Here is a 22,270-nt window from a genome sequence, read left to right as displayed (position 1 = left end):
TCCGGCGACCCGCGCAGGGGTCCCGCCGACCCGCGGTCGCGCCGCTCCGAGGCGGCCTTCGAGGACACCCAGTCGATGCAGGAGGTCGCCGCGGCCGGTCCGGCGGCGCCGCGGCGCGAGCCGTCCGGCGCCGAGACGGTCGTGAGCCGCGACGCGGGGCCCCGGCGCTCCCGCAGGGCGCAGGGTGGTCCCGCCCGCGCCGGCGCGACGGGCGCGTTCGGCGCGCCCGCGGGCCCGGGCGGCCCCGAAGGCCCGGGTGGTCCCGGCGGACCCGGCGGTCCTGGTGGCCGGGGTCCCGGCGACGGCCCGCCCGGCGGACGCCGGTCCCGCCGGGCGAAGGGCGAGGAGCCGCCCCGCCGCCGCGGCTGGACCCGGTTCCTACCGAACTGGAAGATCGTCATGGCGGGCTTCGCCGTGATCGCGGCCGGCGTCTTCGGCATGATCGCCGTGGCCTACGCCAACACCCCGCTGCCCACCGAGGAGAGCGCCAAGGAGAGCGCCAACGCGCAGGGCAGCACGATCTACTACGGCAGCGGCGAGGTGCTGGCCAAGCTCGGGGTCGAGCGCGTCAAGCTCGACAGCCTGAAAGACGTCCCGCAGCACGTCCAGGACGCGGTGATCGGCGCCGAGAACTCCAGCTTCCGCGAGGACTCCGGCATCTCGCTCTCGGGCATGGCCCGCTCGCTGTGGAGCACCGCGAGCGGCCAGCAGGTGCAGGGCGCCTCGACCATCACCCAGCAGATGGCCCGCGGCTACTTCGACAACCTCACCGCCGAGCGGACGGTCACCCGGAAGATCAAGGAGATCTTCATCGCGGTGAAGCTCGACAAGGAGTGGACCAAGGACAAGGTGCTGCTGTACTACCTGAACATCGTGCCGTTCGGCCGCAACACCTACGGCATCGAGGCCGCGGCCCGGTCGTTCTTCGGCAAGCACACCAGCGAGCTCACCCCCGCGCAGGCGGCCTACCTCGCCGGGCGCATCCAGCAGCCGGGCAACTTCGACGCGCAGGAGATCCAGGGCAACTTCAAGGCCACGCAGGAGCGCTTCACCTACGTCATCGGCCAGATGGCGAGGACCTGGCCGCAGAAGTACGGCAACCTGCCGGCCACCGCCAAGTTCCCGAAGATCCAGAAGTACAGGGCGCGGAACTACAACAGCGGCTTCCGCGGCTACATGATCAACGCTGTCATGGACGAGCTCAAGGACCGGCTGCCCCGCTCCGAGATCGAGACCGGCGGCTACAAGATCAGGACGACGTTCGACAAGAAGCTCATGGACGTCGCCGCGCAGGCCGTGCAGAACAACACCCGGCCCCTGTCGCCCGAGATCCACACCTCGCTCGCCGCGGTCGATCCGCGCAACGGCCGGGTCATCGCCTTCTACGGCGGCAAGAACTACCTGGGCAAGCATCCCGACCAGTTCAACGACGCCTTCTACGCCCGCAAGCAGGCCGCGTCGGCGTTCAAGCCGTACGTCCTGGCGGCCTGGCTCAAGGCGGGCTACAGCCTGAACAGCTACGTGCCCGGCAACGAGACCGTGCCCAAGGTGCTGCCCAACACCACCAAGATCACGAACGAGGAGCGCATGCCCTCGGGCATCACCGTCACCTCGGCCACCGCGCACTCGATCAACACGGCCTACGCGTCCATGGCCTACCAGGTCGGGCTGGACAAGGTGATGGACATCGCCGCCGGGGCCGGCATCCCGCGGGACGAGCTCGACCGGGACGAGAAGGAGCACAAGTTCCTGCTGGCGATCGGCACCGCCCTGGTCTCGCCGCTGGAGCAGGCGAGCGGGTACTCGATCTTCGCCAACCAGGGCAGGCACTACAAGTCCCACGTGGTGCGGCAGGTCGAGGACGTCAACAAGAACGTGGTCATCCCCGAGGAGAAGTCCTTCACCCAGGTGATCGACCCGTCCGCGGCCGCGGACGCCATCGAGGCACTGCGCGCCGTCGTCAAGGAGGGCACCGGCCGCGGCGCCGCGCTGTCCGACCGCCCGGTGGCCGGCAAGACCGGTACCAACAGCGAGAACAAGGAAGCCTGGTTCGTCGGCTTCACTCCGCAGATGTCGACCGCCGTCGGCATGTACCGCGAGCAGTGCGTCACCAAGAAGGGCAAGGTGCTGTCCGAGCGGGAGATCTGCCCGAACGGCAGCACCGGCAAGGAGGTCTCCCTGGGCAACATCCAGGGCGCGACCTACCCGAGCCAGGTGTGGCGGGCGTTCATGGCGGCGGCCATGAACGGCAAGCCCGTCGAGCAGTTCCCCGACCCCGTCAACGGCGGGTCGCCGGAGAACATCGTGCCCAAGCCGATCCCGACGCCGACTCCCTCGGCCGACCCCGGGTTCCCGGACGACAACGGGTTCCCGAACGACAACGGCGACCCCAACGGCCACGGCGACCCCAACGGCAACCCCGACGACAACGGCGGCTGCCTGCCCTGGGACGACAGCTGCAACAACGGCGGCAACGGCGGAGGCGACCCCTTCAACCAGGGCAGCACCCCCTCCGACGCCGCCACCCCCGCGCCCACTCCGACCGCGCCGGGCGGGCGCCGATCGACGCCCGCGCCCTCTCGCTGATCGGACGACGACATGACCCGTTCCACGTCCACGCCGGGTGCCGCCGGCTCCGTGGCGCGTGCCGCCCTGCCATTCGTCCCTCTCGGGCTGCTCGCGGCCCTGGGGGCGATCCTCGCGTACGCGTGGAAGGCGCCGTGCCGGTTCGGCGGGGCGTGGAACGACGGAACGCAGCAGTTCCTCAACTTCTGCTACACCGACATCTATCCGCTGTGGTGGAACGAGAAGCTCGACCAGGGGTTGACGCCCTACTTCGGTCATCCCGTCGAGTACCCGGTCGGCATCGGCTCGCTGATGTGGGTCATCCAGAAGCTCGTGACGGGCACCAGCGATCCGGGCGTCCGGTTCTTCGACCTCACGGTGATCGTCATGGCGGCGTCGCTGGTCGCCGGGGTGGTGGTCATGGTGGCGCTGGCCGGACTGCAGCGCCGGCCGTGGGACGCCGCCTGGTACGCGCTGGCGCCCGCGCTCATCCTCACCGCGTTCATCAACTGGGACCTGATGTGCGGGGCGCTGAGCCTGGGCGCCTTCCTCGCCTGGTCGCGGCGGGCCCACTTCACGGCCGGGGCGCTGCTGGGCCTGGCCATCGCCACCAAGTTCTACCCGGTCGTGTTCTTCGGCCCGCTGCTGCTGCTGGCGCTGCGGACGCGCAAGCTGCCCGCCCTGCTGTGGGCGGTCGGCGGCACGGTGATCACCTGGGTGGTGGTCAACCTGCCGTTCATGCTCTTCGCGTTCGACGGCTGGAGGAGGTTCTACGTCTTCAGCAGCGAGCGCGGAGCCGACTGGGGGTCGCTGTGGTTCTTCTTCCAGAACCGGCAGTGGCCCTTCCTTGGTGACGCCGGGCGGGTGGACATGCTCGGCATCGTGTCGTTCGGCCTGCTGTGCCTGGCCGTGGCCGTGCTGGCGCTCACCGCGCCCACCCGGCCGCGTCTCATGCAGCTCTGCTTCCTGGTGCTGGCCGCGTTCATGGTCACCAACAAGGTGTGGTCGCCGCAGTACGTGCTGTGGCTGGTGCCGTTCGCGGTGCTGGCGCGGCCGAACTGGAAGCCGCTGGCGCTGTGGCAGGTGGCCGAGTGCTGGTACTTCTTCGCGATCTGGCTGTACCTGGTCCACGTCCAGCCGGGCAACGAGACGCTCGGCATCGGCGACGGCGGCTACTTCGCCGCCGTGTGGGCCCGGGCGATCACCATCGCCATCCTGGCGGCGTTCGTGGTCAGGGACATCCTGCGCCCCGAGCACGACGTCATCCGGCAGGGCGGCGTGGACGACCCGGTGGGCGGCGTCTTCGACGGCGCCGAGGACCGTTTCGTCCTGCGGATGCCGTCCCGGACGGCGGTGCGCGAGGCCGCTCCCGAAGCCTCCTGACCCTTGCGTCCAGGAGGCGGCGCTCGGCGTAACCGCTGTGAGCTCCCGGCCGTCCCGGCCGTTCCGGCCGGGACGCGGCGATCGTGCCGGCCGGCTCCGCGGGTTTCCGACCGTCCCGTCCGGGAGCCGGCTCCGAGCTCTTCCCGGCAGCCGGGCTTTTTCCGGTTCTCTCTGATCGAGAAGTCCAGCTTGACCCTCTATTCTCCTATGCGTGCAGACCTCCCCCCCGGAGACCGTTTCCCCGGCGCCCGCACGCTTCTCCGACCGCGAGGCGCTCCTCGCGTGGCTGGGGTCGCGGATCGGGATCATCGTCGCCATGACGGTCGGCGCCGGAGTGCTCAGCAGCGAACAGAAGGACACCCCGTTCCTGGAACGCTGGACGCACTGGGACGCCGGGCTCCTGGTGAAGATCGCGAAGTTCGGCTACGGCGGTGACCCGGCCGAGAACCCGGATGCCGGGCTGCCCGCCTTCTTCCCCGGCATGCCCATCGCGCTGCGCCTGGTCCACGTGATCATCCCCGACTGGTCGCTCGCCGGCCTGCTGATCTCGTTCGTCGCCGGAGCGGTGGCGATGGTGGCCCTCGCGCGGCTGGCCGAGTTCGAGGGCCCCGCGGGCGCAGGACGGCGGGCGGTCCTTGCGATTTTGCTGTTCCCGATGGCGGTGTTCCTGTTCGCCGGCTACAGCGAGTCGCTGTTCCTGGCGTTCGCGATACCCGCCTGGCTGTACGCGCGGCGCGGCGACTGGCCGGCGGCGGCGCTGCTGGCCGCCGGGGCGTCGTGCGTGCGCATCACGGGTCTGTTCCTCGCGCTCGCGCTGATCGTGGAGTACGTCACGCGCCGAGGGAGCCTCCGCCAGGCATGGTGGCTGGCGGTCCCCTTCCTGCCTCTGGTCGCCTATTCGTTCTACCAGCACCAGCGCACGGGAGACTGGCTGGCCTGGCAGCACGCCCAGCAGGCCGGCTGGGGACGGGACATGGTCTGGCCGTGGCAGTCGTTCCTGACCACCTGGCAGATGGCGGCCGGCGACGGTCAGTTCGTGTGGGCGTTCCGCATGGAGGTCGCCGGCGCGCTGCTCGGGGTGGCCGTGCTGATCTGGCTGCTCGTCGCCCGCAGGTGGAGCGAACTGGTGTACGTCGGACTGCAGCTGAGCGCCCTGCTGTTCTCGGCGTACTATCTGTCGGTGCCGCGTTCGGCCCTGCTGTGGTGGCCGCTGTGGGTGATGATCGGCCGGGTGTCGGTGCGCCGCCGCTGGGTGCTGCTGCTGTACGCGCTGGTGGCCGGGCCGCTCATGGTGCTGAACACCTTGACCTTCATGCGCGGCGCCTGGGCCGGCTGACCCGTGCCGGTGTCACCGGCCCCCGCTGGATGGCCTGCCCCGCGTCCGCTGCGAACGCGGTCCGTGCCCGGGCGGGCCGATTCGCGTCCGTCCGCGGGTCGTCCCCCGCCGGGGCGAGGGAACGCCTTACCCCTTTCTCCGGCTCCGTAATCCAGGGGATTTATCCACAGGCTGTGGACTAAAGGTGGTCACGAAGGAAGGCGATGTCGGCCGCCTGCCCGTCGCCGGGTGTCTCGACCACGATCGGCGCCCCCGCGGCGCGGCACACAGACAGGATCAGCTCGGGGTCGATCTGTCCCTTGCCCAGGTTGGCGTGACGGTCGGCGCCGGAGTCGAAGGCGTCCCGCGAGTCGTTGCAGTGGATCAGGTCGATGCGGCCCGTGATGGCCTTGACCCGGTCGACCACGTCGGCGAGCTCTTCGCCGCCGGCGTGCGCGTGGCAGGTGTCCAGGCAGAACCCCACGTCGAAGCCGTCCAGCGCCTCCCACAGCCGGGCGATGCGCTCGAGCCGGCGCGCCATCGCGTTGCCGCCTCCGGCGGTGTTCTCGATCAGGACGGGGATCGGCGTCTCCAGCCGCTCGAAGACCTTGCGCCAGTTGTCGAACCCGACCTGCGGGTCGTCGTCCTTGCCGACGTGGCCCCCGTGCACGATGAGGCCCTTGGCGCCGATCGACGCCGCCGCCTCCAGCTGGCCGGCCAGCAGCTTGCGGCTCGGGATGCGGATGCGGTTGTTCGCGGTGGCGACGTTGATCACGTACGGCGCGTGGACGTAGACGTCGATCTCCGAGGAGGCCAGCGCCTCGGCGTTCTCCGGCAGCACGGGGCCTTTCCACCCTTGCGGATCGCCCAGGAAGAACTGCGCGACCTGCGCGCCGCGGGCCGTCGCGTGGGCCAGGGGATCATCTCGGTCGACGTGAGCTCCGATACGCACCATGGGTCGAGCCTAGCCGTTTCAAGGTCTCCACCAGGGGCAGTAGGGGCGCCAGGCTGGTACGCCCTGATACCCGCGTACCGTGACAAAATAGGAGACGACTGTGGCCTACTACCGCCGCGGGATCAGCCTCTTAGGCCTGATCTACATCCTCATCGGCATTTACGTGGCATGGGTTCACGACTACATCACCCCGAGCCTGCTCAGGAAGATCGCGCAAGCCCTGCTCGCCATCGTCCTGTGGTTCCTCATTCTCCTCGGCATCGACCTCCACATCGGCGGACAGTGACGCGGCGACCTCCACGGACGCGGGGAGAAGCGACGACATGGCACGCCGATCTCCACGCCGGCGGGAAGTGAACGGCGGGGGCGCCTCGGGGGGCGCCCCATCGTGCCGCACCGGACGGGCGTGACGGCCTTCGCGGGTCGGACGGACCGGCCGTCCGGGCCGGTCAGACGAACCCTCCGTGATAGACGCCCATCGCGACGCCGACGAACGACATGACGATGGCGACGATGTTCACCGACCGCTCGGCGGTCGTGGCCGACACATATTGCGAGTACATCCCGACGACGAACCCGACGACCCCCGCCCACGAGGCGACGATGTGCGCGCTCACCACCAGGCCGCTGATGAAGGCGACGCCGCCGCAGGCCAGCGCCACCAGCGTCAGGGCGTTCTCCAGGGTGTGCTTCCTGCCGTCGGTGTTCAGCGACAGGTGGAAGTGCTCTCTGCCGGAGCCGGTGGCAGATCGCATGATGACCACCCCCTTCCTCTTCTCCCACGTTCCCCTTGTGGCGGCGGGCAATCGCGGCAGGTCAGTCGCGGCGCCCTGGTAGACTTCGTGGGCTGCGTTCGTTATGCGTGCCGTTCGGCGTACCCGATCTCGAAGCACGCGGTCGCCCCGCCACCGAAGGCGGGGGCGACGACGTCAGCGTCCTCCTGTCACGGCATGGTGTCGTGACCGCGATAGTCCAGAGGAGGTTGGAAGTCCGCATGCGTCATTACGAAGTGATGGTCATTCTGGACCCGTCCCTCGATGAGCGCACGGTGACTCCCTCGCTCGACCAGTTCCTCACGGTCGTCCGCAACGACGGCGGCACGGTGGAGAAGGTCGACGTGTGGGGTCGTCGCCGGCTGGCCTACGACATCATCAAGAAGTCCGAGGGCATCTACGCCGTCATCGACCTGACGGCGGCTCCGGCCACCGTCAAGGAGCTCGACCGCCAGCTCAACCTGAACGAAGGCATTCTGCGCACCAAGGTGCTGCGCCCCGACATGCACTGAGCGGCTCCGAGTCCGCCGAAGCCCGGCTTTTGTCGGGCCGGAGCCGTACTCTGAGGCCCGACAGGCTGCGCAGACTCACGCAGGAAGGCGAAAGCGACCGATGGCAGCAGGCGACACAACGATCACCATCGTCGGCAATCTTGTCGACGACCCCGAGCTGCGTTTCACCCCTTCGGGGCAGGCCGTGGCCCGGTTCCGCATCGCGTCCACTCCGCGGTTCATGGACCGCCAGACCAACGAGTGGAAGGACGGCGAAAGCCTCTTCCTGACCTGCAACGTGTGGCGTCAGGCGGCGGAGAACGTCGCCGAGAGCCTCCAGCGTGGGATGCGGGTCATCGTGCAGGGGCGGCTGAAGCAGCGCTCGTACGAGACCAAGGAAGGCGAGAAGCGCACGGTCTACGAGGTCGAGGTCGACGAGGTCGGCCCGTCCTTGCGCAACGCCACCACCAAGGTCAACAAGACCGCCCGCCAGGGCGGCGGCGGAGGCGGCGGAGGCGGCGGGTTCGGCGGCGGCGCCGACGACCCGTGGGCCTCGGCCACTCCGGCGCCCGCCGGTGGCGGGTTCGGCGGTGGCGGTGGCGGTGGCTACGGTGGCGGCGGCGGTGGCGGCTACAACCAGGGCGGCTACGGCGGCGGTGGCGGTGGCGGCGACCTGAGCGACGAGCCTCCCTTCTGATCCACTCATCCATTCCAGTAACCGATCGACCATTCCCGCGTCATGCGGGGCTCTCTTAGGAGGAGCACCAAGATGGCGAAGCCGGCACTGCGCAAGCCGAAGAAAAAGGTTTGCCTGTTCTGCCATGACAAGATCTCTTACGTCGACTACAAGGACACGGCGCTGCTGCGGAAGTTCATCTCCGACCGCGGCAAGATCCGTGCCCGCCGGGTGACGGGCAACTGCACCCAGCACCAGCGTGACGTGGCGACCGCGATCAAGAATGCCCGTGAGATGGCGCTGCTGCCGTACACGAGCACCGCGCGCTGACAGGAGGCTTGCGAGATATGAAGCTCATTCTCACCAATGAGGTCTCCGGCCTCGGCGCTCCCGGCGACATCGTCGAGGTCAAGGACGGCTACGGCCGCAACTATCTGATCCCCCGCGGGTTCGCCATGCGGTGGACGCGCGGCGGCGAGAAGCAGATCGATTCGATCAAGAAGGCGCGCGACGCCCGCGAGATCCGCGACCTCGGCACCGCCAAGGAGGTCGCCGGCCGGCTCGGCGCCCTTCGGGTCACGCTGAAGACGCGCGCCGGCGACTCCGGCCGCCTGTTCGGCTCGGTCACCACCGGTGACATCGCCGACGCGGTCAAGGCCGCGGGCGGTCCGCTCCTCGACCGTCGTCGCATCGAGATCACCAACGCGATCAAGAGCGTCGGCTCCCACCGCGTCTCGGTCCGGCTGCACCCCGAGGTGTCGGCCAACCTCGACGTCGAGGTCGTCGGTTCCTGACGGTTCCCGTGCACAGACGGCCTCCGGTCGCCGGCGGTCGCCGGCGGTCTCCGGGGTCTGACGATCTTCGGGTTGTGACGGTCTCCGGCGCCTGAGGTCCCGGTCGCGGCTCGCCGTCCCGCCTTCGCGGGGTGGTCGCGCCGTGGCCCGAGGTCCGGTGAAGGCCCCTTTCCTTCCGGGAAAGGGGCCTTCGTCATCTCTACGGAGCGAAGCCGCAGGTTATCCCTGTTTGCTGCTGGTTGGCGCTATATGTACGAATGCGTGCTTCCCGCTATCCTGGGCGACGAATTCCCTCGGTGAGACGCCTTCTGGAGGCACGTATGCTCCGTCCCTCGATGCTGCCGGCGCTCGGCGCCCTCGCGCTGGTGGCGGTGGCGTGCGCTCCGGCCTCCGACACGACGACCCCCTCCGCCGGCGCGAGCGGCACTCCGCAGGCGTCGGCCTCCTGCGCCAAGGACCAGCTCAAGCTGCTCAAGTCCGGCACCCTGACGATCGCGACCGACAAGCCCGCCTATGAGCCGTGGTTCAAGGACGACAAGCCCGCCAACGGCCAGGGCTTCGAGAGCGCCGTCGCCTACGCCGTGGCCGCCAAGCTCGGCTTCGCCGACGGTGAGGTGTCCTGGGCGAGCATCCCGTTCAACTCGGCGTTCGCGCCCGGCGACAAGCAGTTCGACTTCGACGTCAACCAGGTGTCCATCACCCCGGCCCGCGCGAAGGCCGTCGACTTCAGTAGCGGGTACTACACGGTCAAGCAGGCGGCGGTCGCCCTGGAGGGCTCGAAGTTCGCATCGGCGACCTCCCTGGCCGCCCTGAAGGACGCCAAGATCGGCGTGCAGATCGGCACCACTTCCCTGCAGGCCGTGAAGGACGTCATCCAGCCGAGCGCCGAGCCCAACGTCTACAACGAGCAGATCGACGCGATCACCGCGCTGAAGAACAAGCAGGTGGACGCCCTGGTGGTCGACCTGCCGACCGCCTTCTACGTCACGGCGGCACAGGTGGAGCATTCCAAGATCGTCGGCCAGTTCGGCGCGGGCTCGGGCACCCCCGAGGAGTTCGGCCTGGTCTTCCAGAAGGGCAACCCGCTCGTGAGCTGCGTCGACCAGGCCATCGGCGAGCTGAAGTCCTCCGGCGAGCTGGCGAAGATCGAGACTCGGTGGCTCGGCTCGGCGGCCGGCGCGCCGGAGCTGAAGTGAGCGACCGGGCCCCGGAAGGGAGCCCGGCCGACCCCCGCGTCCCCGGCGGCACGCCAGGTGAGCCCCCCGTGCCCATGGACGGGCGAGCTCAGGCCCCCGTCTCTACGGACGGGCCGGGTCAAGCCCGCGTCTCCATGGACGAACCGGGTCAAGCCCCCGTCTCCGCGGACAGACTTGGTCAGACCCGCGTCTCCATGGACGAACTGGGCCATGTCCGCGGCTCCACGCACGGGCCTGGCCGGGACCGCGCTTCGCGGGAGGGGCCGGGCTCGGATGGCGGGCCGGGCGAGGACGGCTCGTGGCGCAGGAGCGAACGGCAGCGCGAGCGGGAGCGACTGCGCCGCCGCTCGGACCTGCGGTCCGGCTCGATCGCCACGGCGTCCACCGTGGTGTTCATCGTCCTGGCGATCTGGCTGGTCACCACCTCGCCCGGCTGGCCGCGGGTCAAGGAGACCTTCTTCGACCTCGGCGAGTTCTCCGGCGCCCTGCCCGACGTCCTGTGGGGCTTCCTGCTCAACATCAAGATCTTCCTGATCGCCGAGCCGCTGATCCTGGTCGTCGGCCTGCTCGTCGCGCTGGTGCGCAACCTGCACGCTCCGGTGTTCTACCCGCTGCGCGCGCTCGCCGTGCTGTACACCGACGTCTTCCGCGGCGTGCCGACGATCCTGGTCATCTACCTGGTCGGGTTCGGCCTGCCCGCGCTGCGCCTGCAGGGCATGCCCACCGACCTGGCGACCCTGGGGATCATCGCGCTGGTGCTGTCGTACGGAGGGTACGTCGCCGAGGTGTTCCGGTCGGGCATCGACTCGGTGCACCCGAGCCAGCGCGCCGCTGCGCGGTCGCTGGGCCTGACCCACGGCCAGGCCATGCGCTTCGTCGTGCTGCCCCAGGCCGTGCGGCGCGTCGTGCCGCCGCTGCTCAACGACTTCGTCTCGCTGCAGAAGGACACCGCCCTGGTGGCCACCATCGGCCCGCTGGAGGCGCTGCGCCAGGCGCAGATCCACACCGCGGAGACCTTCAACTACACCCCTTATCTGGCCGCGGCGCTGCTGTTCATCGTGCTGACCATCCCGATGGCCCGCTTCACCGACTACCTGGCGGCTCGTTCGCAGAGAAGGAGGGGAGTGTGACCGTGCCGGTCGAGCAGGGGCGGAGCCTGCTGGAGATCGAGGGCGTGTGGAAGTTCTACCACCGCCACAGCGTGCTGCGCGGCATCGACCTGTCGGTGGACTCCCACGAGGTGGTCTGCCTCATCGGAGCCTCCGGCTCGGGCAAGTCGACCCTGCTGCGCTGCGTGAACCTGCTGGAGACCGTCGACGACGGCGCCATCCACCTGGACGGGGCGGAGATCACCGATGTGCGGGCCGACCCCGACGACGTGCGCAAGCGCATCGGCATGGTGTTCCAGGCCTACAACCTGTTCCCCTCCATGACCGTCCTTTCCAACATCACGCTGGCGCCGCGCAAGGCGCACGGCGTCGGCAGGGCCGAGGCCGAGGAGCGGGCACGCGAGCTGCTGGCCAGGTTCGGCCTGGCGGACAAGGCGGAGGCCTACCCCGACCGGTTGTCCGGCGGCCAGCAGCAGCGGGTGGCCATCATCCGCGCGCTCGCCACCCGGCCGCGCCTGCTGCTGCTGGACGAGGTGACCTCGGCCCTGGACCCCGCACTGGTCGGCGAGGTGTTGGAGATCATCCGCGAGCTGAAGGACACGGGGATGACGATGGTCCTGGCCACCCACGAGATGGGGCTGGCCCGGGACATCGCCGACAAGGTCTGCTTCCTGGACGGCGGCGTGCTGCTGGAGCAGGGGACTCCGGAGCAGATTTTCACCGACCCCCGCGAGCCGCGTACCCGCGAGTTCCTGAGCAGGGTGCTCAACCGCCGGTGACCAGCCAGGCGCGCCCGTACGCACGCGAGCCCAGGGTCACCAGACGGGCCGCCATCCACACGCCCAGCGCCGCCCACAACGCCACCAGGCCGCCGCCCAGGTGGACGACGGCGTACGCCGCGGGCAGGTAGACGGCCGTCGTGATCGCCGAGGCCCAGGCCAGATAGCGGCGGTCCCCGGCGCCGATGAGCACGCCGTCGAGCACGAACACCACCCCGGCCACGGGCTGGAGCAGCGCCACCGGCCACAGGACCGCGACCAGCTCGGCGCTCACGGCGGCGTCGGCGCCGAACAGGTGCGGGATGACCGGCCGCAGCGCGAGGGTGGCGGCCCCCAGCGCCACCCCGCAGCCGACGCCCCACACCACCATGGTGCGGGTGGCCGCCCGCGTGTGGTCGCTGCGCCCCGCGCCGAGCGTGCGGCCGGTGATGGCCTGGCCGGCGATGGCGATCGCGTCGAGGGCGTAGGCGAGCAGCGACCAGATCTGCGTGGCGATCGCGTGGGCGGCGAGCTGGGCGACGCCCATGCGGGTGGCCACGGCGGTGGCGGCGATCAGCACGACCCTCAGGCACACCGTCCGGATGATCAGGGCGATGCCGGCCGTACCGGAGGCCCGTACCCCGGCCAGGTCAGGGCGGAGGGAGACCCGGTGCCGGCGGGCCGCGCGGGCGACGACGACCAGGTAGACCAGGGCGCCGAGTCCCTGGGCCGTGACGGTGCCCCACGCCGAGCCCGTGATGCCCCAGTGGAACCCCAACACGAACACGGCGTTGAGCACGGCGTTCAGCGCGAAGGACCCGACCGAGACGGCCAGTGGGGTCACGGTGTCCTGCAGGCCGCGCAGGATGCCCGTGCCGGCCAGGACGACGAGCATGGCGGGGACACCGAACAGGCTGATGCGCAGGTAGGCGACAGCGGGCCCCGACACCTCGGCGGCCGCGCCGAACCACTGGACGATCCACGGGGACAGCGGCCAGCAGACCACGATCAGCGCCAGCCCGATCGCCGTGGCCAGCCACAGCCCGTCGATGCCCTGCTTGACCGCCCGGACGAGGTTGCCCGCGCCGACCTGCCGGGCCACCGCCGCCGTCGTGCCGTACGCCAGGAAGACGCAGATGTTCACCAGGGTGGTGAGCGCGGCCCCGGCGATGCCGAGGGCGCCGAGCGAGGCCGTGCCGAGACGGCCGACGATGGCGTAGTCGACCAGGATGAACAGCGGCTCGGCCACGAGCGCGCCGAAGGCCGGAACGGCGAGCCTGAGGATCTCCCGGCTGCCGACCCGGGGGGTAAGAGTCACTTGTCTATATTGCCCCTTACCTCAGCATGCTCGGCACCGGTCCCGCTGCCCATCGGCCTGTCGCGCGGACTTTCTTTTCTCCACAGCCCGTGGATACCGTTTCCCCTGCTCAGTCGGGGGTCTGTGGTTATCCCCCATGGTTATCCACAGACTTGTCCCCAGCGTGCCCACATCTCCAGGCCAGAACTGCACACGTTATCCACAACGTTGTCGACAGGACGCGTTGCCGCTCGCCCGAGAACCGGCGAAACTGTCACCCCGGCTACTTCGGGGGTGGCACGGGGGAGTCAGGGAGGGCCGCCAGTTGAGCAGTGAAGTCGTGCAGGCCTTCGACGCACCATTCGAGCGTACGCCTCCCAGCAACATCGAGGCCGAGCAGTCCGTGCTGGGCGGCATGCTGCTGTCCAAGGACGCCATCGCCGACGTGGTGGAGATCCTGCGTTCCGACGACTTCTACCGTCCGGCGCACCAGGTCATCTACGACGCCATCCTCGACCTGTACGGGCGCGGCGAGCCGGCCGACGCGGTGACGATCTTCAACGAGCTGTCCCGCCGGGGCGAGATGGCCCGGGTGGGCGGCGGCACCTACCTGCACACGCTCACCGCCATCGTCCCCACGGCCGCCAACGCCGGCTACTACGCCAAGATCGTGCGCGAGCAGGCCATCCTGCGGCGGCTCATCGAGGCGGGCACCCGCATCGTCTCCTACGGCTACGGCGGGCAGAACGAGGAGGTCGACGAGCTGGTCGACCGCGCCCAGGCCGAGATCTACGCGGTCACCGAGCGCCGCACCAGCGAGGACTACCGCCCCCTGTCCGAGATCATGCCCGGCGCGCTGGACGAGATCGAGGCCATCGGCAGCCGCAGCGGCCAGATGGTCGGCGTGCCCACCGGCTTCCAGGATCTCGACGCCCTGATGAACGGCCTCCACCCCGGCCAGATGATCGTCGTCGCCGCCCGCCCGGCCATCGGCAAGTCGACGCTTGGTCTGGATTTCGCACGATCCGCTGCGATCAAGCACCATATGGCCACTGTGGTGTTCTCGCTGGAAATGTCGCGCAATGAGATCACCATGCGCCTGTTGTCGGCCGAGGCGCGGGTGGCGCTGCACACCATGCGTTCGGGCACCATGAACGACGAAGACTGGACGCGCCTCGCGCGCCGCATGAGCGAGGTCGCCGAGGCGCCGCTGTTCATCGACGACTCGCCCAACATGTCGATGATGGAGATCCGCGCCAAGTGCCGTCGTCTCAAGCAGCGCCACGACCTGCGCTTCGTCATCGTCGACTATCTCCAGCTGATGAGCTCGCCGAAGAAGACCGAAAGCCGCCAGCAGGAGGTCTCCGAGATCTCCCGTGCCCTCAAGCTGCTGGCCAAGGAGCTGGAGGTGCCGGTCATCGCGATCTCCCAGCTCAACCGCGGCCCCGAACAGCGCACCGACAAGCGTCCCCAGGTGTCCGACCTGCGCGAGTCCGGCTCGATCGAGCAGGATGCCGACGTGGTGATCCTGCTCCATCGCGAGGACGCCTACGAGCGCGAGTCGCCGCGCGCCGGCGAGGCCGACCTGATCGTGGCCAAGCACCGCAACGGCCCCACCGCCACCGTGACCGTCGCCTTCCAGGGCCACTACAGCCGCTTCGTCGACATGGCGCCTCACTGACCCTCCCCTCCCTTGTAGGGTCTCAACCCATCCCCGCCCACGCCTCCGTAAGCGGCAGCCCCCCGCCCTGTCCCCTCCTCCGCGAACGGCGGCGGCCCCGGCCGGCATTTCTGACGCGGGCGGTCCGACCACCACCACGGGCAGCCCCCGCGACGCGCCTCACGACGGGGAACCGCCGGGGCGGTAGGCGATGCGGCCGGCAGAGCGGAGATCGGACCTGACCCCGGCCAACGCCGCTGACCGGGACGAAGCCGGACCGGCCGTCAGGACGAGGAGTCGCCGGGGTGGTAGGCGATGCGGCCGGTGAAGCGGCGATCGGGCCTGGCCCCGGCGAGCGCCGCTGACCGGGACGAAGCCGGACCGGCCGTCATGACGAGGAGCCGCCAGGCTGGGAGGCGATCTTCCGGAGGGTGTCGGCGGTGAACTCGTCGGCGGGGTAGAAGGACTCGATGGCCAGCTCGGCGACCGTGATGTCCAGAGGCGTGCCAAAGGTGGCGATCGTACTGAAGAAGGTCAGTTCGCCGTCCTCGTGGCGCAGCTTCAGCGGCACGACGATCTCGCCGGGGCCGGGCAGCTCCACCTCGGGTTCCGGCTGGTCGCACGGGTAGGCGCGCAGTTCTTGATCCAGTGTTTCGAGCTGTGGGTCGGCGGTGAGGGCGATCTGGCGGCGCAGCCGGCCGAGCAGGTGGGCGCGCCACTCGCCGAGGTTGACGATGTGCGGAGCCAGACCGTCCGGGTGCAGGCTGGCCCGCAGCACGTTGGCCGGGGCGGCGAGCAGCGTGGGCGACACCAGGCTCGTGAGCACCCCGAGGCTGGTGTTGCCGTCCACGAGGTTCCAGCGGCCGTCCACCACGACGGCGGGGTAGGGTTCGTGCCCGGCGAGGACCTGCTTGATCGCCCGGCGCACCGCCCGCATGCCCGGAGCGTCCAGCGTGGTCTCGGTGAAGACCGGCGCGAACCCGGCCGCCAGCAGCAGGCGGTTGCGCTCACGCAGCGACAGGTCGAGATGCTCGGCCAGGAGCAGCACCATCTCGCGGCTGGGGTTGGAACGCCCGGTCTCCAGGAAGCTCAGGTGCCGGGTGGAGATGTCCGCCTGGATGGCCAGGTCGAGCTGGCTGAGCCGGCGGTGCTCACGCCACTGGCGGAGCAGCTCGCCGACCGGCCGCCGGGAGAGCGCCGTCGTCGTCATGGCCCGACCCTATGCGTCCCCCCGCGCCCCCGCGATTACCTGCCACGTAACGGCCACCAGCACCGCCCTAGCCCCGCCGAAGCCCCCCACCGCCGAACCCCATGTGATGGCCGTGACCATCTCGGCACATCCGGAGCCACCGGGGGCGACGTCCCGCCTGTGCCTGAGCCCGGCGTGATGGCGGTGATGGTCCCGGCACAGCCTGGAGCGGCCGGGGCCGCGTGTTTCCTTGTGCGCGGAGCGGAGCGTGATGGCCGTGGATGCGGGGCCCGTGGGCGCACCCCGCGTGGACCAACGCGCGAGGGGGTGGCTCAGGCGGTGGAGCCGCCGTCCACGACGAGATCGTGGCCGACGGTGAAGGCGGCGTCGTCCGAGGCGAGCCAGAGCACGGCCGAGGTGATCTCCTCCAGCGTGCCGACTCGGCCGATGGGAAGCTGCTCTTTCATGCGGTCGGCGCGGTCGGCCTCGGTCTCGCCCGGGCGCATGGACATGGGGGTGTCGTGCGGTCCCGGGCTGACCGCGTTGATTCGGATGCCCTCGCGGATGCACTCCAGGGCCGCCGTGCGGGTCAGCGCGGTCACCGCCGCCTTGGACGCGGCGTAGGCGCCCAGGCCCGGGACCCGCTTGTGCGCGCCCACCTGGGACGACACGTTGACGATCACGCCGGCGCCCTGCCGGCGCATGGCGGCGATCTCGTGCTTCATCGACAGGAAGACGCCGGTGGCGTTGCCGGCCATGGTGCGCGCCCAGTCGTCCTCGTCGATGTCGGCGACCTGCCCCAGGGCCAAGACGCCCGCGTTGTTGACCGCGACGTCCAGTCGCCCCTGCCTTCGCACGATCTCGGCGACGAGCCGGGCGACCTCCGGCGAGCTGGTCACGTCGGCGGTCAGGGCGGCCGCCCGGCCGCCCTCGGCCTCGATGAGCCGGACCGTCTCCTGGAGCGGCCCCTCGCGGCGGCCGGCCACGAACACCGTCGCGCCCTCGCGAGCGAAGCCGCGTGCGACCGCCCGGCCGATGCCCGAGCCGCCACCGGTGACCAGAACCGTCCGGCCGTGGAATCTCATCGCTCCCCCTGATGGTGATGCCGCATGTGTCGCGACGCTTATTAGATCGTTCGTTCTTGAAATAGCTGACGTTTTGAGTGACCGCCCACTGCGGAGTCGGTGGTCACGCCGACGCCGGCCGGAAGGTGGTCAGCCGAGCACCGACAGGGCCTGGGCCGCGGCGTCGCGCACCCGTGCCGGGTCGGGGAAGCCCTTGCCGACCACCCTCAGCCCTTGCAGGAAGACCAGCAGGAAGCGGGCCAGCGCCCTCGGGTCGCGACCGGCGGGCAGTTCGCCCTGGGCCCGCGCCCGGGTCAGCGCCGACGCCAGCGCGGTCTCCATGGCGGTCCAGTTGGCGTCCAGGATGCGGGTGACCTCCGGGTCGCCCGGGAGCATCTCGGCCGCCGCGTTGACCACCATGCACCCCCGGCGCCGCCCGTCATCGAGGGCGTCGGCGGCGTAGGACTCGACCAGCGCGCGCACCGCCGGCAGAGCCGGGCCCGGCTGGGACAGGATTTCGACGAGCGGCGGGTTGCGGGTCTCGATGTAGCGGCGCAGGGCGAGCACATACAGGTCGTGCTTGCCGCCGAAGGTGGAGTAGAGGCTGGCGCGGGCGATGCCGAGCGTCTCGACCAGATCGGCCATCGACGTCGCCTCGTAACCGCGCTCCCAGAACAGCTCGAGCGCCGCCTGGAGCGCCTTCTCGGGATCGAATTCCTTCGTGCGTGCCACGGCATGGGACTCTATCAAGAACGATTGGTCTAAAACAACCCTGAGACCACCCCGTCTATCCCCACGGACGGTTTCCCCGACGAACCGTCCCTGGCGCACAGCGTGTTCTGTCACTCCCAGCGGAAGAACCGCACCGCGAACGCTCCGGCGGCCAGTGTCCAGGCGGCGAGGACGGCGAGGTGGAGAGGCTGTGGGGCGGCACCGGCCCAGGCGTCGCGTAACACCTGGCCGAACGCTCCCGTCGGGGTGAAGTCGCTGAACCGCACCAGGGTCTCGGGCATCAGCTCGCGAGGAAGCCACATGCCGCCGAGGAACAGCAAGGGGAACATCACCACCGCGCCGACGCCGCCGGCGGCACGGCCGTTGGGCACCACGGCGGCGACCGACAGGCCGATCGCGAAAAGAGCGCACACTCCAAGGACGAAGGACAGCACGAACCACGGCAAGGCGGCAGGCACGTGCGTGTCCAGCACGAGGTGCCCGAAGAGGATGGTGAGGAACGCGGCCAGCAGCGCCACGGCCAGGTTCAGCACCAGTTGGGCGCCCAGCAGGGTCGCCGGCGAGGCGGGCGTGATGGACAACCGGCGCAGCACGCCGCGCTCGCGATAGGTGGCCAGCACGGTGGGGATGACGCTGAAGGCCGAGGTCGCCACCGCCAGCATGATCATCATCGCGGGCAGCTGGGTGTCCACCACCCGCTGACCGCCCAGCGAGGGGTCGGGTTCCCGAAAGCCCGGAATGGCGCTGCCGAGGATCAGCAGCAGGCCCAGTGGGAGCACGAGCGTGAAGAAGGCCGTCAGAGGGTCGCGCAGATAGAGCCTGGTCTCGGTGAACAGCACCTTGCGCAGCGCACCGGGCCTGGGCGGAGCCACGTGGGGAGGGCGCGAGCGGGTCGTCGTCATGGGGGCTCCTAAGAGGCGTCGGCGGCCGGGCGGCCTGTCAGGGCGAGGAAGGCGTCCTCCAGCGTGGCCTGGTCCATCTGGAGGCCCGCGGGAACGACCTGGCAGGCCGCGAGGGCCTTGGTCACGGCGAGCAGCAAACCCTCGGACCCGGTCACCGTGACCGAGTCGCCTTCACGGGTCAGGCTCGCGACCTCGGGGAGCGCCCTGAGCACCTGGTCGGCGTCAGGAGCGCTGCGGAACCGGACGCGCTGGCCGCCGTCCACCCGGGCGATCAGGCCCGCGGGCGTGTCCACCGCGGCCACGCGCCCCCTGTCGATCACCGCGACGCGGTCGCAGAGCCGCTCGGCCTCCTCCATGAAGTGGGTGACCAGGACGATCGTGACGCCGCGTCGTTTGACCTTCTCGATGAGCTCCCAGGTCTCACGGCGGGCCATGGGGTCGAGGCCGGTGGTCAGCTCGTCCAGGACGGCCACGCGAGGGTCGCCGACGAGCGCGAGGGCGATCGACAGGCGCTGGCGCTGCCCGCCGGACAGCTTGGCGAACGGAGTGTCGCGTTTGGGACCGAGCCCGACCTCCTCCAGCAGCGCCCGCCAGTCGGCAGGGCGATCGTAGAAGGAGGCGTACAGCTCGAGGGCCTCCCCGACCCGCAGCCTGTCGGGGAGCGAGCAGTCTTGCAGCTGCACGCCGACCCTCTGGCGGAGCACGGCGCGGTCGCGGCGCGGGTCCAGGCCGGTGACGGTGATGGCGCCGCCGTCGGGGACGCGAAGGCCGCACACGCACTCGACGGTCGTGGTCTTGCCGGCGCCGTTGCGGCCGACGACGCCGAACAGCTCGCCCTCGTGCACGGTGAACGACACCTCGTCGACCGCCACCTGCTCGCCGTACACCTTGCGCAGGCCGGCGATCTCGATGATTTCCATGCCGCCGACGGTAGGAAGCGCGGCGTCGCGGCGGAATGCGGCTGCGGCCCGGACGGAGGTGTACCTAGGTACACCTTCGAACGGGCGCCACGGCCACTGTGAGCTAAGTGCCCGATGCCGCAGACTTGACGGCATGGTTCTCAGGACGGTGGTCGGCTTCGGGCGGGCTTTGGTGCTGCTCGCCCTGGCCGTGGTGAACGCGGCGCTCGCCGCGGTGGCGCTGCTCGTCTTCCTGCTGTGCTTCGGCCTCGGCCTGGTGTTCCTGTTCCCGGCCACCATCCGCCTGGTCCGCCGCCGCGCCGTCCAGGCGCGACGGCTCGCGCTGGCCTGGGCCGACGTGCAGATCGTCCCGCCTTACCGCGCCGCTCCGCCGCCGCCCGTGCCGCAGCGCGACGGCTGGTACCGCGAGGGCCGCAGCCTGTACCGCACGTCCCTGGTCCCGAACTTCAACCGCACCTTCGAGTGGATGTTCAAAGACCCCGCCACCTGGCGTGACCTCGCCTGGCTGCTCGGCGACCCGCTGATCGGCGGCGTGGCGGTCCTGCTGCCGCCGCTCCTGGTGGCGTCCGGGGTGGCGCTGATGGCGCAGGGCCCGGTACAGGCGGTGGCCGGGGTGCTGCTCGTGCTGGCAGGGCCGCTGCTGGCTCCGCGCGCGGTCCGCCTGCACGGCGTGTGGACGCGGTGGCTGCTGGCCCCCACCTACCGCGCCCGCCTGACCAACGCCATGGCCCAGCTGACGCGGGTGCACACCGACGCCATCGACACCCAGGCCGCCGAGCTGCGGCGCATCGAGCGCGACCTGCACGACGGCGCGCAGGCACGCCTGGTCGCCATCGGCATGACCCTCGGCGCCGCCGAAGAGCTCGTCGACTCCGACCCCGCGGCCGCCAAGGCCCTGATCGCCAAGGTGCGCGAGGCGTCCGCCGCGTCGCTGGTCGAGCTGCGGCAGCTCGTGCGCGGCATCCACCCGCCCGTGCTCGCCGAGCGCGGCCTCGGCGACGCGGTCCGGGCCCTGGCCCTCGACAGCCCGCTGAAGGTCTCGGTCAACGTCGACCTGCCGGCCCGCCCCGAGGCCCCGGTCGAGTCCGCCGTCTACTTCGTGGTCAGCGAACTGCTCACCAACGCCAGCAGGCACGGCGGCGGGCGCCATGTCGCGGTGGACATCAGCCGGCGCGGTCCCGCCCTGCGCATCACGGTCATCGACGACGGTCAGGGCGGCGCCGACCCTTCGCGTGGCAGCGGCCTGCGCGGCATCGAGCGGCGAGTGGCCGCGTTCGACGGCGTGCTGGCGCTGTACAGCCCAGTGGGAGGTCCGACCACGGCCAGCGTCGACATCCCTCGCGCCTTCGCCGGGCACGCCGCGTGCCGCGTCACCCTGCCGCCCTGGAAACACAGGCTGATGGCCGTGTGCTGGGGCTTGATGTGGCTGCCGTTGTTCCCGCAGGGCCTCGTCGCGGCGGGTTTCAAGATCTTCGACGCCGATGAGCGAAGCTGGTTCCTCGCGCTCTACCTGCCCGAAGTGTTCCAGTGGCCCGCCATCATCGGCATGATCGTGCTCGGAGTCGCCATGGCCGTCACCGCCTACGGCCTCACCCAGGAGATCAAGAGGGCCGAGGCCGGAGCGGCCGCGTGAGGGTCGTCCTGGCCGAAGATCTCTACCTCCTCCGCGACGGCCTGGTCCGCCTGCTGCAGGCCCACGGGTTCGAGATCGTCGCGGCGGTCGAGTCGGGGCCCGAGCTGCTCAGGGCCCTGCTCGACGAGCGTCCCGAGGTGGCCGTGGTCGACGTGCGGCTGCCGCCCACCTTCACCGACGAGGGGTTGCAGGCGGCGCTGGCGGCCCGCCGCTCCATCCCCGGCCTGCCGGTGCTCGTCCTGTCCCAGCACGTCGAGCAGCTCTACGCCAGAGAGCTCCTCGCCGACGGCACGGGCGGGGTGGGTTATCTGCTCAAAGACCGCGTCTTCAACTCCGCGCAGTTCATCGACGCGGTACGGCGGGTGGCAGGGGGCGGCACCGCCATGGATCCCGATGTCATCGCCAAGCTGCTGGCCAGCAACGCCCGCCACGAGCCGCTGGGCCGGCTCAGCCCGCGCGAGCGCGAGGTGCTCGAGCTCATGGCCGAGGGCAGGTCGAACGCCGCCATCGCGCAGCGCCTGTTCCTCAGCGAGAGCGCAGTGGCCAAGCACACCGCGAACATCTTCGCCAAGCTCGATCTGGCCGTGTCCGACGACGACAACCGCCGCGTCCTCGCCGTCCTCGCCTACCTCAACGGCACCCGAGCCTGACCCCTCGACACGCGGGGAGAAGGGCCCGGGCTGAGCCGAGGCGGTGCTCGTTCAGGTGGTTCGGGCAGGTCAGGGGGCGCCGATGGTGATCGGTCGGGTGTGGGTCCTTGGAGGGGAGGGCGGTTCGCCCAAGTTGGGCGGGGGTGATGGTGAGTGCTCAACGGGTAAATGTCCCACCCAGGCGCTACCTTGCTGGAAAGCAGACGTG

General features: G+C 70.4%; 22 protein-coding genes. 14 read left to right on the top strand and 8 right to left on the bottom strand.

Going from position 1 to position 22,270, the window contains the following annotated elements; genetic code table 11:
- From ABZU32_RS20580 to ABZU32_RS20570, 3 genes are all read left to right on the top strand, one after another.
- The coding region (locus ABZU32_RS20580; protein ID WP_354924266.1) for a transglycosylase domain-containing protein at positions 1–2,586 on the top strand (2,586 nt) is incomplete at its 5' end.
- A 12-nt stretch (positions 2,587–2,598) separates the two neighbouring features.
- The gene (locus tag ABZU32_RS20575; protein ID WP_354924265.1) at positions 2,599–3,948 is read left to right on the top strand and encodes a glycosyltransferase 87 family protein; all 1,350 of its coding nucleotides are present in this window, start codon (positions 2,599–2,601) and stop codon (positions 3,946–3,948) included.
- 211 nt (positions 3,949–4,159) lie between these two features.
- On the top strand, positions 4,160–5,284 hold the full coding sequence (locus tag ABZU32_RS20570; RefSeq protein ID WP_354924263.1) for a mannosyltransferase family protein: 1,125 nt from the start codon (positions 4,160–4,162) through the stop codon (positions 5,282–5,284).
- A 178-nt stretch (positions 5,285–5,462) separates the two neighbouring features.
- On the opposite strand, the gene ABZU32_RS20565 is transcribed toward ABZU32_RS20570, so the two are convergent.
- Entirely contained in the window at positions 5,463–6,218 is a 756-nt protein-coding gene (locus ABZU32_RS20565) for a deoxyribonuclease IV (RefSeq protein WP_354924261.1), read from the bottom strand.
- A 100-nt stretch (positions 6,219–6,318) separates the two neighbouring features.
- On the opposite strand from ABZU32_RS20565, the gene ABZU32_RS20560 reads away from it, so the two are divergent.
- Positions 6,319–6,504 (top strand): hypothetical protein, encoded by a 186-nt coding sequence (locus ABZU32_RS20560; protein WP_354852089.1) that lies wholly within the window; start codon positions 6,319–6,321, stop codon positions 6,502–6,504.
- 163 nt (positions 6,505–6,667) lie between these two features.
- On the opposite strand, the gene ABZU32_RS20555 is transcribed toward ABZU32_RS20560, so the two are convergent.
- Positions 6,668–6,973 carry a hypothetical protein gene (locus tag ABZU32_RS20555; protein WP_354852088.1) on the bottom strand — a complete coding sequence of 102 codons (306 nt, stop codon included), beginning with the start codon at positions 6,971–6,973 and terminating at the stop codon, positions 6,668–6,670.
- A gap of 239 nt (positions 6,974–7,212) precedes the next feature.
- Between ABZU32_RS20555 and rpsF the strand changes: the two genes are divergently transcribed.
- The 7 genes from rpsF (at position 7,213) to ABZU32_RS20520 (ending at position 12,036) form a co-directional block, all read left to right on the top strand.
- Positions 7,213–7,503, top strand: coding sequence for a 30S ribosomal protein S6 (gene rpsF, locus ABZU32_RS20550; protein ID WP_354852086.1), 291 nt, complete (start codon positions 7,213–7,215; stop codon positions 7,501–7,503).
- Positions 7,504–7,603: 100 nt separating this feature from the next.
- A complete protein-coding gene (locus ABZU32_RS20545) occupies positions 7,604–8,179 on the top strand; it encodes a single-stranded DNA-binding protein (protein ID WP_354924259.1) in 576 nt (191 codons plus the stop codon).
- A 72-nt stretch (positions 8,180–8,251) separates the two neighbouring features.
- The gene (gene rpsR, locus ABZU32_RS20540) at positions 8,252–8,488 is read left to right on the top strand and encodes a 30S ribosomal protein S18 (protein WP_061256131.1); all 237 of its coding nucleotides are present in this window, start codon (positions 8,252–8,254) and stop codon (positions 8,486–8,488) included.
- A gap of 17 nt (positions 8,489–8,505) precedes the next feature.
- Positions 8,506–8,952: a 50S ribosomal protein L9 gene (gene rplI, locus ABZU32_RS20535; protein ID WP_354852081.1), complete on the top strand. Its 447-nt coding sequence runs from the start codon at positions 8,506–8,508 to the stop codon at positions 8,950–8,952.
- 320 nt (positions 8,953–9,272) lie between these two features.
- Complete coding sequence (locus ABZU32_RS20530) at positions 9,273–10,148, top strand: ABC transporter substrate-binding protein (protein WP_354924257.1); 876 nt, start codon at positions 9,273–9,275, stop codon at positions 10,146–10,148.
- 194 nt (positions 10,149–10,342) lie between these two features.
- Positions 10,343–11,278 (top strand): amino acid ABC transporter permease, encoded by a 936-nt coding sequence (locus ABZU32_RS20525; RefSeq protein ID WP_354924255.1) that lies wholly within the window; start codon positions 10,343–10,345, stop codon positions 11,276–11,278.
- A complete protein-coding gene (locus tag ABZU32_RS20520) occupies positions 11,275–12,036 on the top strand; it encodes an amino acid ABC transporter ATP-binding protein (RefSeq protein ID WP_354924253.1) in 762 nt (253 codons plus the stop codon). The genes ABZU32_RS20525 and ABZU32_RS20520 overlap by 4 nt, the downstream gene beginning before the upstream one ends.
- Here the strand turns inward: ABZU32_RS20520 and ABZU32_RS20515 are convergent.
- Positions 12,023–13,333, bottom strand: a complete 1,311-nt coding sequence (locus ABZU32_RS20515; RefSeq protein WP_354924252.1) for an MATE family efflux transporter — start codon at positions 13,331–13,333, stop codon at positions 12,023–12,025. The two genes, ABZU32_RS20520 and ABZU32_RS20515, sit on opposite strands and share 14 nt — an antisense overlap.
- A gap of 304 nt (positions 13,334–13,637) precedes the next feature.
- On the opposite strand from ABZU32_RS20515, the gene dnaB reads away from it, so the two are divergent.
- Positions 13,638–14,993, top strand: coding sequence for a replicative DNA helicase (dnaB, locus tag ABZU32_RS20510; protein WP_354924250.1), 1,356 nt, complete (start codon positions 13,638–13,640; stop codon positions 14,991–14,993).
- Between the two features lie 367 nt (positions 14,994–15,360).
- Here the strand turns inward: dnaB and ABZU32_RS20505 are convergent, their stop codons facing one another.
- The 5 genes from ABZU32_RS20505 to ABZU32_RS20485 all read right to left on the bottom strand — a co-directional run bounded on the left by ABZU32_RS20505 (position 15,361) and on the right by ABZU32_RS20485 (position 19,779).
- A complete protein-coding gene (locus ABZU32_RS20505; RefSeq protein ID WP_354924247.1) occupies positions 15,361–16,182 on the bottom strand; it encodes a helix-turn-helix transcriptional regulator in 822 nt (273 codons plus the stop codon).
- A 311-nt stretch (positions 16,183–16,493) separates the two neighbouring features.
- Positions 16,494–17,246, bottom strand: coding sequence for a glucose 1-dehydrogenase (locus tag ABZU32_RS20500; protein ID WP_354924245.1), 753 nt, complete (start codon positions 17,244–17,246; stop codon positions 16,494–16,496).
- A gap of 129 nt (positions 17,247–17,375) precedes the next feature.
- Complete coding sequence (locus tag ABZU32_RS20495) at positions 17,376–17,957, bottom strand: TetR/AcrR family transcriptional regulator (protein ID WP_354852068.1); 582 nt, start codon at positions 17,955–17,957, stop codon at positions 17,376–17,378.
- A 110-nt stretch (positions 17,958–18,067) separates the two neighbouring features.
- Positions 18,068–18,859, bottom strand: a complete 792-nt coding sequence (locus ABZU32_RS20490) for an ABC transporter permease (protein ID WP_354924243.1) — start codon at positions 18,857–18,859, stop codon at positions 18,068–18,070.
- A gap of 8 nt (positions 18,860–18,867) precedes the next feature.
- Positions 18,868–19,779: an ABC transporter ATP-binding protein gene (locus tag ABZU32_RS20485; RefSeq protein ID WP_354924241.1), complete on the bottom strand. Its 912-nt coding sequence runs from the start codon at positions 19,777–19,779 to the stop codon at positions 18,868–18,870.
- Between the two features lie 133 nt (positions 19,780–19,912).
- Here ABZU32_RS20485 and ABZU32_RS20480 point away from each other — a divergent pair, with 133 nt between their 5' ends.
- Positions 19,913–21,412: a histidine kinase gene (locus tag ABZU32_RS20480; protein ID WP_354924239.1), complete on the top strand. Its 1,500-nt coding sequence runs from the start codon at positions 19,913–19,915 to the stop codon at positions 21,410–21,412.
- Positions 21,409–22,062: a response regulator transcription factor gene (locus tag ABZU32_RS20475; protein WP_354851697.1), complete on the top strand. Its 654-nt coding sequence runs from the start codon at positions 21,409–21,411 to the stop codon at positions 22,060–22,062. The genes ABZU32_RS20480 and ABZU32_RS20475 overlap by 4 nt, the downstream gene beginning before the upstream one ends.
- Positions 22,063–22,270: the final 208 nt, after the last annotated feature.

This window comes from Sphaerisporangium sp. NPDC005288 (assembly GCF_040607475.1).
Classification (GTDB): domain Bacteria; phylum Actinomycetota; class Actinomycetes; order Streptosporangiales; family Streptosporangiaceae; genus Sphaerisporangium; species Sphaerisporangium rhizosphaerae.
Note: the sequence above shows the minus strand (reverse complement) of the source record. Positions and strands in the feature narration are given on the sequence as shown.

Coding starts and splice junctions, on each gene's coding strand:
- ABZU32_RS20485 (WP_354924241.1), bottom strand. CDS start 19,779: ATGGAAATCATCGAGATCGCCGGCCTGCGCAAGGTGTACGGCGAGCAG.
- ABZU32_RS20545 (WP_354924259.1), top strand. CDS start 7,604: ATGGCAGCAGGCGACACAACGATCACCATCGTCGGCAATCTTGTCGAC.
- ABZU32_RS20505 (WP_354924247.1), bottom strand. CDS start 16,182: ATGACGACGACGGCGCTCTCCCGGCGGCCGGTCGGCGAGCTGCTCCGC.
- ABZU32_RS20555 (WP_354852088.1), bottom strand. CDS start 6,973: ATGCGATCTGCCACCGGCTCCGGCAGAGAGCACTTCCACCTGTCGCTG.
- rplI (WP_354852081.1), top strand. CDS start 8,506: ATGAAGCTCATTCTCACCAATGAGGTCTCCGGCCTCGGCGCTCCCGGC.
- ABZU32_RS20500 (WP_354924245.1), bottom strand. CDS start 17,246: ATGAGATTCCACGGCCGGACGGTTCTGGTCACCGGTGGCGGCTCGGGC.
- ABZU32_RS20530 (WP_354924257.1), top strand. CDS start 9,273: ATGCTCCGTCCCTCGATGCTGCCGGCGCTCGGCGCCCTCGCGCTGGTG.
- ABZU32_RS20575 (WP_354924265.1), top strand. CDS start 2,599: ATGACCCGTTCCACGTCCACGCCGGGTGCCGCCGGCTCCGTGGCGCGT.
- rpsF (WP_354852086.1), top strand. CDS start 7,213: ATGCGTCATTACGAAGTGATGGTCATTCTGGACCCGTCCCTCGATGAG.
- ABZU32_RS20490 (WP_354924243.1), bottom strand. CDS start 18,859: ATGACGACGACCCGCTCGCGCCCTCCCCACGTGGCTCCGCCCAGGCCC.
- ABZU32_RS20480 (WP_354924239.1), top strand. CDS start 19,913: ATGGTTCTCAGGACGGTGGTCGGCTTCGGGCGGGCTTTGGTGCTGCTC.
- ABZU32_RS20565 (WP_354924261.1), bottom strand. CDS start 6,218: ATGGTGCGTATCGGAGCTCACGTCGACCGAGATGATCCCCTGGCCCAC.
- ABZU32_RS20525 (WP_354924255.1), top strand. CDS start 10,343: ATGGACGAACTGGGCCATGTCCGCGGCTCCACGCACGGGCCTGGCCGG.
- rpsR (WP_061256131.1), top strand. CDS start 8,252: ATGGCGAAGCCGGCACTGCGCAAGCCGAAGAAAAAGGTTTGCCTGTTC.